Origin of the sequence: Aliivibrio sp. S10_S31 (assembly GCF_014694495.1) — a bacterium.
GTDB classification, from domain to species: domain Bacteria; phylum Pseudomonadota; class Gammaproteobacteria; order Enterobacterales; family Vibrionaceae; genus Aliivibrio; species Aliivibrio fischeri.
In genome coordinates, this window is sequence record NZ_JAAUWR010000042.1 from 1 (window position 1) to 4,485 (window position 4,485).

At 35.9% G+C, this 4,485-nt stretch carries 5 protein-coding genes; 4 read left to right on the forward strand and 1 reads right to left on the reverse strand.

The window, feature by feature from the left end:
* Positions 1-1,929: 1,929 nt before the first annotated feature.
* The gene (locus tag HC728_RS19240; RefSeq protein ID WP_190395939.1) at positions 1,930-2,244 is read right to left on the reverse strand and encodes a hypothetical protein; all 315 of its coding nucleotides are present in this window, start codon (positions 2,242-2,244) and stop codon (positions 1,930-1,932) included.
* A gap of 465 nt (positions 2,245-2,709) precedes the next feature.
* Between HC728_RS19240 and HC728_RS19245 the strand changes: the two genes are divergently transcribed.
* From HC728_RS19245 to HC728_RS20190, 4 genes are all read left to right on the forward strand, one after another.
* Positions 2,710-3,030 (forward strand): GNAT family N-acetyltransferase, encoded by a 321-nt coding sequence (locus HC728_RS19245; RefSeq protein ID WP_238933833.1) that lies wholly within the window; start codon positions 2,710-2,712, stop codon positions 3,028-3,030.
* A 243-nt stretch (positions 3,031-3,273) separates the two neighbouring features.
* Positions 3,274-3,573, forward strand: a complete 300-nt coding sequence (locus HC728_RS19250) for a hypothetical protein (RefSeq protein WP_190395940.1) — start codon at positions 3,274-3,276, stop codon at positions 3,571-3,573.
* Positions 3,574-3,731: 158 nt separating this feature from the next.
* On the forward strand, positions 3,732-4,235 hold the full coding sequence (locus HC728_RS19255; protein ID WP_190395941.1) for an N-carbamoyl-L-amino acid amidohydrolase: 504 nt from the start codon (positions 3,732-3,734) through the stop codon (positions 4,233-4,235).
* The coding region (locus tag HC728_RS20190) for a hypothetical protein (protein WP_238933832.1) at positions 4,216-4,485 on the forward strand (270 nt) is incomplete at its 3' end. The genes HC728_RS19255 and HC728_RS20190, both read left to right, overlap by 20 nt.

Sequence of the window (4,485 nt, forward strand, 5' to 3'; positions counted from 1 at the left end):
ATTTAGCTTTTGTAATTTAGAATTGGTTTCTAAATATTATTGGTAAATCAGTTCTTTACCAATTAAAGCGAAGCGTTGACAAAGATCGTGTAACAAAGCAATCAACACGATGCTAATTACACTCGGCATTCGCGGTTTAGAGTGTAATTGGTTTGGAAAGTCAGTCGTTCGCACGTGTTATTGCGGCGTTGTGCGTACTGAGTCCGAAATTTTTTGCACGGTTCGTTAATAGAACCGAGGCTTTTGTAGTTTCGGCTTAGTAAGCGTTCCTTTCTTCTTTGTTGCCTTTTTGCTTTCGTATCGTCAGGTTCGGCAAATTAGCCCTTATTTCCCTAAGTTCAGGCGTTTCAGCGGCTATTTTACGCTTCAATTGTTCTTTGGTTATGCCTCATTTTAGCCTGTATCAGTGTTTTCCTCGTAGCATTTTCAACCCCAATTGTTGTTAGAATATCTGGTTTATCAGTTCCAAATCTGCTGAAACCAAATCGTTCAAATGGCGTAAAAAATGTATTGGTTTTCCATTCACTTTATCTCGCAATTTAAGAACATTTTGTTCGCTTAATTGGCATCGGTAAATTAGAATCTAGGCTTAGAAAATCTTGGCAGGGCAGTTCTTTACCAAGTCGAAAGTAAGCACGCACAACAATCGCATCAACACGATTTATTACATTCGGCGTTCTGGGTTTGCCTTGGGTTTCGTGATTAAGGCGTAAAATTCAGGTTGGTCTGCATGGTAATAAACGTGTTATGCCAGCGTTACACGAACGAAAGATTGCAGTTTTTTGGCTCAGTTCGGCGATAGAACCATTCGATTTTTAGATGTGAAAGTAGGGTGGATTTCCTTTTTTTTTGTTGCCTTTTAGTTTTCATTTCATCAGGTTCGGCAATTAAACATTATTGCCAAAAGTTCATGGATTTCAGCGGCTAATTCACGCTTCAATTGTTCATGGTTTTGCCTCATTTCAGTTTGCATTAGTGTTTTGCTCGCAGAATTTTCAATCCCAATTGTTGTTGGGATATTTGGTTTATAAGCTAAAAAATTGTTGAAGCCAAATCGTACAAATGGTGCTAGAAAAAGGATTGCTTCGTTTCACAGTTATTGTCGTTGAAATGATATTTTGCTCGCTTAATTGAGCCAGCCTAATTAAACTCAGTTTACAGTAAATCTCGGTAAATCAATTCGTTACCAATTAAATCGAAGCGTTGACAAAGATCGTGTAACAAAGCAATCAACACGATGCTAATTACACTCGGCGTTTGTGGTTTGAAGTATAATTGGTTTGGGAAGTAAGGCGTTCGCACGTGTTATTGCGGCGTTACACGAACTCTAAGATCGCAGTTTTTTGGCTCAGTTCAGTGATTGAGCCATTAGTTTTTTAGGCGTGAAAGTAGGGTGAATTTCCTTCTTCTTTGTTGCCTTTTTGTGTTCGTTTCATCAGGTTCGGCATTGAACTATTATTGCCCTAAGTTCAGGCGTTTCAGCGGCTAATCTACGCTTCAATTGTTCTTTGGTTATGCCTCATTTTATCCTGAATTAGTGTTTTCCTCTTAGCATTTTTAATCCCAATTGTGGCAAGGATATTTAGTTTATCCGTTCCAAACTGGCTGAAACCAACTCGTACAAATGGTGTAAGAAAAAGGGATTGTTTCATTTCACAGTTATTGGCGGTGATTGGATATTTTGCTCGCTTAATTGAACCAGTCTAATTAAACTCAGTTTACAGTAAATCTTGGTAAATCAATTCTTTACCAAGTTAATGGAAGCGTTGACAAAGATCGTGTAACAAAGCAATCAACACGATTTACTACATTCGGCGTTGTAGGTTTGTCTTTAGTTTTAGTGATTAAGGCGGTAAAATTCAGCTAAGTCTATGTCGTAGTAAACGTGTTATTGCGGCGTTAAATGCTGGTGTGCCCCACAGAATTAAATCACATTTCTAACAGCGTAAATTTATTTTGTAATGATTTCCAAAAAAGAATACCTACATAAATCATAGGAAAGGCACTTACGATCGTGAGCAGTCCAATATCGAAAGTACCTTCAATAATAAGTAAGATCATTACTAATAAAAATAAGATGAAAGTGATAGGTAATAATAGATATGTAGCAACTATTCCAATGGTATTGGATATATCATTAAGGTTCTTTGCTCGAAAAAAAAGAGTTAATAAATAAGCTAATCCACTCAATATCATCCAAAAGATAGAGTAAACTATAAAATGGTCATTAAATTTACGAGCCATTTCGGCTTTTTCTTGTTCAAATACACCTAAAGCTATAATGCACCAAATTATGAAAACTGATTTAATTATTAGTAATGGGATTGAAGAACTTTGAAGTCGTTGTAGAAAGCTTTCTTTGAACACGGAGTTGTACCTTAGTTAATAATAATTAGACAAGTTATTATACTTCAATTCTAATACATTGAATGTAAAAATCGTTTTATATTAATGATTTAAGCATTTAACAAATGCATCAGCACGATTTACTACACTCGGCATCTCAGGTTGTCGGGTGTTTCTCATTTTAAGGCGTCAATATTAAGTATAATTGCATAGTAGTAAACGTGTTATGCAGGCGTTATGAGCAAAGAGAATAAATGGAATTAATCTACTTAAACAGTACGGATGAAATGTATCAACAAGTTTTAAATTTACGATACGATTTATTCTTCCGAGAACCGGGATTACCAAGAGAAATCCTTTTTGATGCCTTGGAATAGTACTCACGTAGCCATTATTGAGCAAGGCGACTTATATGCGTATGGAAGGCTAAGTGAAACTGCAAAAGGTATTTTTAAAATATCGCAGATGGTTGTGAAACCAAAAATACAAGGTAAAGGTTTGGGCTCTAGAATTTTATCGGAGTTAGTAAATTCTGCCTTGGAAAAAGGGGCAAAAGAAGTGTTTTTAAATGCTAGGTTACATGCAGTATCAATGTATGAGAAAATTGGCTTTGAAACAGTTGGTAGTTCTTATATTGCTAAAGGGACCGGTGTTCCTCATATCAAAATGGTCAAATGCTGTTAGGTTGCCCATAACAATCGCATCAACACGATTTATTACATTCGGCGTTCTGGGTTTGCCTTTAGTTTCGTGATTAAGGCGGTTAATTCAGGTTGGTCTGCATGGTAATAAACGTGTTATGCCAGCGTTATGTGCTTTTTTTGTTGCTTATAGGTGGTCTTTCTTTTCTATTGAACTAGTGCACATTTTATTTATCGTGAAAGGTATACCTTAGTCTTTGTATTAATTAAGCAAAGAGTGTGAGTTATGATCAAACAATGGAAAAATAAACGCTTTGAACGCTGGGCTCTTACACGTAAAAAAGGACAGCTAAATTATGTGCTCAAACAAACTTTGCTCATTGGTGGCGCGGTTTTTTTGGGGTATTTGGTTGGGTTTATTGTTTTCGACAAAGTTCGTTCATGGGAAGAATACCGATTAGACTTATACGTTCAAATTCCTTTTTTGTTCGTTTTTGGACTAATCCTGAATTACTTTGGGTGGATAATAAATGAAGTGATTTACGAAAAAGAATATAAGAAAAGAGGGTTATCACAACCTAAGTAAATAAATATGGTATTTAAAGTTTGCTACGCACATAACAAATGCATCAACACGATTTACTACACTCGGCATCTCAGGTTGTCGGGTGTTTCTCGTTTTAAGGCATCAATTTTAAGTATAATTGCATAGTAGTAAACGTGTTATGCAGGCGTTAAATGTAAATGGAGACAAATGTATTAATGGCAAAATCACCTTATTTAAAAGACCATCAAAGGTTAGGTAATGTTATTTCAGCAATTCAAGTTATGGGTAAGTGTGGTTTTTATAAATTAGACTGTGCTGATTGGGCAAAAAGAATCACTGGAAATGAAAATAATGCTGATGAATGGAGAGTTATATTTAAGGAGCACCCTGAATTTTTCCGTTTTGGTGATGGGGAAGTAAAGGCGGCATTAGTATGGCGGAGAAGTTATCGTAAAAGATATAATGTAAAAGAAGAAAGAAATTTAAGCTTTTCAGAGTATTCAGCATTAAGTGAAGAACAAAAAAAAGATATATCTAGAACTCCTCTTACCGGTGATGAAATTGCAGTTTTAATTCAAACAGCAATAGAACTTCACTCCAGAGCTATTGAGCAGAATAGAGAATACCGCTGGTTATCAACACCACTATTAAGTATTTTAGGTGGTTCAATAGCAGCTCTAATTGGGTGGTTTTCAAAATGATAATCTACATTTAACAAATGCATCAACACGATTTTCTACATTCGGCATTCTAGGTTTCTTTGAGTTTACCGTATTAAGTGGTAAATTTGAGCTTAATCTACATGGTAGCAAACGTGTTATGCAGGCGTTACACGAACTAAAGATTGCAGTTTTTTGGCTCAGTTCGGCGATAGAACCGTTCGATTTTAGATGTGAAAGCTGGGCGGTTTTCCTTTTTCTTTGCTGCCTTTTGGTGTTCGTTTCATCAGGT